The 4,288-nt window shown below is 68.2% G+C and carries 7 protein-coding genes; all 7 read right to left on the reverse strand.

The window, feature by feature from the left end; genetic code table 11:
- On the reverse strand, positions 1 to 577 hold a 577-nt coding region (hisG, locus tag LQV45_RS19255), incomplete at its 3' end, for an ATP phosphoribosyltransferase (protein WP_230008398.1).
- A 104-nt stretch (positions 578 to 681) separates the two neighbouring features.
- The gene (locus LQV45_RS19260; RefSeq protein WP_230008399.1) at positions 682 to 945 is read right to left on the reverse strand and encodes a phosphoribosyl-ATP diphosphatase; all 264 of its coding nucleotides are present in this window, start codon (positions 943 to 945) and stop codon (positions 682 to 684) included.
- A gap of 166 nt (positions 946 to 1,111) precedes the next feature.
- Entirely contained in the window at positions 1,112 to 1,597 is a 486-nt protein-coding gene (ribH, locus tag LQV45_RS19265; RefSeq protein WP_018772462.1) for a 6,7-dimethyl-8-ribityllumazine synthase, read from the reverse strand.
- Between the two features lie 45 nt (positions 1,598 to 1,642).
- Positions 1,643 to 2,305, reverse strand: coding sequence for a GTP cyclohydrolase II (gene ribA / locus LQV45_RS19270; protein WP_230008403.1), 663 nt, complete (start codon positions 2,303 to 2,305; stop codon positions 1,643 to 1,645).
- Between the two features lie 46 nt (positions 2,306 to 2,351).
- Positions 2,352 to 3,065 carry a 3,4-dihydroxy-2-butanone-4-phosphate synthase gene (gene ribB, locus LQV45_RS19275; protein ID WP_230008400.1) on the reverse strand — a complete coding sequence of 238 codons (714 nt, stop codon included), beginning with the start codon at positions 3,063 to 3,065 and terminating at the stop codon, positions 2,352 to 2,354.
- On the reverse strand, positions 3,062 to 3,748 hold the full coding sequence (locus tag LQV45_RS19280) for a riboflavin synthase (RefSeq protein WP_230008401.1): 687 nt from the start codon (positions 3,746 to 3,748) through the stop codon (positions 3,062 to 3,064). The genes ribB and LQV45_RS19280 overlap by 4 nt, the downstream gene beginning before the upstream one ends.
- Positions 3,748 to 4,288 (reverse strand): RibD family protein (locus LQV45_RS19285; protein WP_230008402.1); only part of this gene is annotated, 541 nt, incomplete at its 5' end. The genes LQV45_RS19280 and LQV45_RS19285, both read right to left, overlap by 1 nt.

Below are 4,288 nucleotides of genomic sequence, written 5' to 3' on the forward strand. Positions count from 1 at the left end.
CCGTGGCAGGGTTCTGCTCGCCCTTGCGGCCAATCAGCACGGACTCCGAATTCAGGATCGGCTCGCCGAAGATCTCCATGCCGGCGGCCTTGAGCGTGGTGCCGGTCTCGACGACGTCGGCAATCGCGTCGGCGACGCCGAGGCGGACGGAGGATTCCACGGCGCCGTCAAGGCGGACCACCTTGGCGTTGATGCCGCGCGCGGCCAGGTAGCCGCGCAGCAGTCCGTCGTAGCTCGTGGCCAGGCGCTTGCCCTCGAGCTCGGCGACCGTGGTGAAGTCGCCGACCGGGCCGGCGAAGCGGAAGGTGGAAGCGGCGAAGCCCAACGGCAGCAGCTCCTCAGCCTCGACCTCCGCGTCGAGCAGCAGGTCGCGGCCGGTGATGCCGACGTCGAGCGTTCCCTGGCCCACGTACACAGCAATGTCGCGCGGGCGGAGGAAGAAGAACTCAATGTCGTTGTCCGGGTCCACCATGACAAGCTCGCGGGTGTCGCGGCGCTGGCGGTAGCCTGCCTCGGCCAGCATGGCCGCGGCAGCTTCGGACAGGGATCCCTTGTTCGGGACGGCAACTCTAAGCATGGGAAAAGTCTCTCTTGGGTGTGGAAGTCTCTGTTGGGGCACATCGGCCACGCGGTGCACGGGCTCCGCCAGCGAAGTCATGGCGGTGTCCGGTGCGGGCGCGGCTACAGATGCTTGTAGACGTCTTCCAGGGTGAGTCCTTTGGCGAGCATCAGAACCTGCACGTGGTAGAGCAGCTGGGAAATTTCCTCGGCGGCGGCCTCATCGGATTCATACTCCGCAGCCATCCAAACCTCGGCTGCTTCCTCCACGACCTTCTTGCCGATGCCGTGGACTCCGGAATCCAGTTCGGCGACGGTGCGGGAGCCCTCCGGGCGGACGGCTGCCTTTTCACTCAGTTCTGCGAACAGCGACTCGAAATTCTTCACGCCCCCAAGCCTACTTGCTCCCGGCGCGGGAACGCCCGCCGGGGCGTTGCATGACGGCGGAGATGTGAGGCACTGCATATCCAACACGGCCAGCGAGGCCGGCACACTCAGCCGGCGCGGGCGGCCAGGGAGGCGCCCGCACCGGCTTTGGCTGCAGCCTGGCGGCTCAGCCGAACTGCTTGAGGGTCACTGCCGTGGCCAGGGCAGCGGTAACGGCCTCGTGACCCTTGTCCTCGGTGGATCCCGGCAAGCCTGCCCGGTCGATCCCCTGCTGCTCGGTATCGCACGTCAGCACGCCGAAGCCCACGGGAACCCCGGTGCGGACGCTGACCTCGGTCAGGCCCAGGGTGGCCGCCTCGCAGACATATTCGAAGTGCGGAGTGCCGCCCCGGATGACGACGCCGAGCGCCACGACGGCGTCGAAGTGCGGTGCCAGCCGGGCGGCCGCGACCGGGAGCTCAAACGTGCCCGGCACGCGCAGGACGGTCGGCTCATTGATGCCGGCGTCCTTCGCGGCGCGCAGGGCGCCGTCGAGCAGTCCGTCCATGATCTGGGTATGCCAGCTCGCGGCCACAATGGCCAGCTTGAGCCGTGAGGTTTCTTCCGGCTTGAAGGTGCTGAGGTCGATCTGGGGGGCGCCGTGGCCGCTCATAGGGTATTCCTTGCTGTTGAGTCTGGTGGTCGTGTTGCTGCCCGGTCAGTCCTGGTCGTGCTCGAATCCGGACAGGCCGGCGGCCGGAGCCGGTTCAACGTCCAGGACCAGGCGGTGGTCCATCCGGTCCTTCTTCGTCTGCAGGTAGCGGATGTTCTGCTCCCGGGAGGGGACCTCCGTGGGGACCATCTCCACCACCTTGACGCCTGCCTGCGCGAGCCGGTCCTGCTTGTCCGGGTTGTTGCTCAGCAGCCGGATCTCGTGGAGACCCATCTCCGCGAGGATCTGGGCCGCGGCCTTGTAGCAGCGTGCGTCGACCGGCAGCCCGAGCTGTTCGTTGGCCTCCACGGTGTCAAAACCGGCCTCCTGCAGGGCGTAGGCCTTCATCTTGTTCGCCAGGCCGATCCCGCGGCCCTCCTGGCCGCGCAGGTACAGCAGGGTGCCGCCGAGTTCGTTGATCAGCTCGAGCGCATAGGCCAGCTGCTCGCCGCAGTCGCAGCGGTAGGAGCCAAACACATCGCCGGTGAGGCACTCCGAATGGAGGCGGACCAGCGGTGGCTGGCCGTCAACCGGCGCCATCGGTGAACTGACGGCCAGATGCTCCGCGCCGGTGTCGAGGTCGGTCCAGGCCTGTGCCACGAAGTCGCCGAAGGCGGTGGGCAGCTGGACGATGGGTCCAGCGCTGACCGGATGCGGTTGACGGGCCATGGCCGTCTCTTCTCGGGTCTCCGAAGTCGTCACTATTTCTCCTCCATCAGACAGGGTCCGCTGCGTGGCTGCCGTGCTGTTCCGCTTCAAGATACGCCACCAGATCCGCAATCGAAATCAGGGGGCAGCCATGCTCGATGGCGAAGCCGCGCAATCCGTCCAGCCGCATCATTTCTCCGTTGTCGTACACCAGCTCTGCTATCACGCCCACGGGCTCCAGGCCCGCGAGCCGGCACAGGTCCACGGCCGCTTCGGTGTGGCCGGGACGTTCCCGCACTCCCCCCTTAACGGCGCGGAGGGGAAAAACATGCCCGGGACGGGTCAAGGAATTTGGCCGGCTTTGCGGGTCGGCCAGGATCCGGGCTGTCAGGGCGCGGTCCGTGGCGGAAATTCCGGTGCTGACACCCACGGCGGCGTCACAGGACACGGTGTAGGCGGTGCCCTTCGCGTCTTCGTTGATTGCCACCATTGGCGGCAGCGCCAGGGCGTCGGCCCTGTCGGCGTCGAGCGGTACGCAGATCACGCCGGAGCTGTAGCGGACTGTCCAGCCCATCAGCGCGGGGGTGGCGTGCTCGGCGGCGAAAATGATGTCGCCTTCGTTCTCGCGGTCCTCGTTGTCCACCACCAGGACGGGCCGCCCGGCTGCCATGGCGCTGATGGCGTCCTCGATCGGATCGAGGCCTGCACGCCCGGTGCCGGCAGCGGCGGTACGGAGCACCCCGGCCACATCATGGCCGGGCTGGTCCGTGACCCGGCTCATTTCGCGGCCCCGTCCGTGAGGGCGGCTTCTCCGGCGGAACCTTCGGCTGCCCTGTGCGCGGCGGGCGACGAACCGCCGGCAAAGGACAGCAGGCGTTCGGTGTACTTCGCCAGGACGTCGACTTCGAGGTTTACATGGCCGCCGGGTGTCTTCTGGCCCAGGCCGGTCTCGGCCAGGGTGGTCGGGATGAGCCCTACTTCAAACCAGGGCGCCGGATCGTTGGCCGGGCTGACTGCCGTGACGGTGAGGGAGACGCCGTCGACGGCGATGGATCCCTTTTCGGCGATGTACCGGGCCAGCCCGGCCGGCACCGCGAACCGCAGCCGGTCCCAGTTGCCAAGCCCCTCGCGCTCCACGAGCTGGCCGACGCCGTCGACGTGGCCCTGGACCACGTGGCCGTCCAACCGTCCCCCGGCGGGGACGCAGCGTTCCAGGTTGACGGGATCGCCCGCAGTGAGTTCTCCGATCGTGCTGCGGACCAAGGTCTCGCCCATAACGTCAACGCTGAAGTCTCTGCCGTCGATCTGCGTGGCGGTGAGGCAGACGCCGTTGACCGCTATGGAACCGCCCAGGGCGAGACCGTCCGTGGTGCCGGGTGCGTGGAGCCGTACGGTGGCGCTGCTGTCCCCGTTGCGCTCAATGGACAGCACCTTTCCCTGCTCGGCGATAATTCCGGTAAACATCAATTGCCTCCTGCGGCGGTGTCCGCGCCGGTGCGGTGCGGGGTGGTATCGGATGAAGTAGGGCTGGCGGCCGGGTCAGCCTCATCGGCCGGGGCGGCCGGGCGAAGATGGAGCCGGAGGTCGCGGCCGAGGACCTGGACGGCGCCGCCGGATGCCGGGTCCCATTCCCAGCGCTGGGCATCGGCCAGGGTGGTGATGCCGAGGTCGTCCAGGGCGGCGGTGCCGGAGCCGAGCAGTGTGGGCGCCAGGTAGACGATGAGTTCGTCGACCAGGCCGGCGGCCAGGAAAGCGCTCAGGATCCGGGAGCCGCCCTCCACCATGAGGTGCCGGACGCCGTGTGCGAACAGCTGGTCCAGGGCCTCGCGCGGGTCGCGGGTGGCCAGGTGCAGGACGTTACCGTCGGCTCCGTGGATGGCGGCGTCGTCGGGAATGCCCCGGTACCCCATCACGGCGCGGAGCGGCTGTTTGCCTTCTGCTTCGCCGTCGCCGTTCCGGGCGGTGGGCCGGGGGTTGTCGATCAGGACCGTCTGGGTGCCCACC

The organism is Microbacterium sp. Bi128 (assembly GCF_918698205.1).

Bases quoted from the DNA above. Each gene is read 5' to 3' on its own strand.
- ribH (WP_018772462.1), bottom strand. From the start codon at position 1,597: ATGAGCGGCCACGGCGCCCCCCAGATCGACCTCAGCACCTTCAAGCCG.
- LQV45_RS19280 (WP_230008401.1), bottom strand. From the start codon at position 3,748: ATGTTTACCGGAATTATCGCCGAGCAGGGAAAGGTGCTGTCCATTGAG.
- ribA (WP_230008403.1), bottom strand. From the start codon at position 2,305: ATGGCCCGTCAACCGCATCCGGTCAGCGCTGGACCCATCGTCCAGCTG.
- ribB (WP_230008400.1), bottom strand. From the start codon at position 3,065: ATGAGCCGGGTCACGGACCAGCCCGGCCATGATGTGGCCGGGGTGCTC.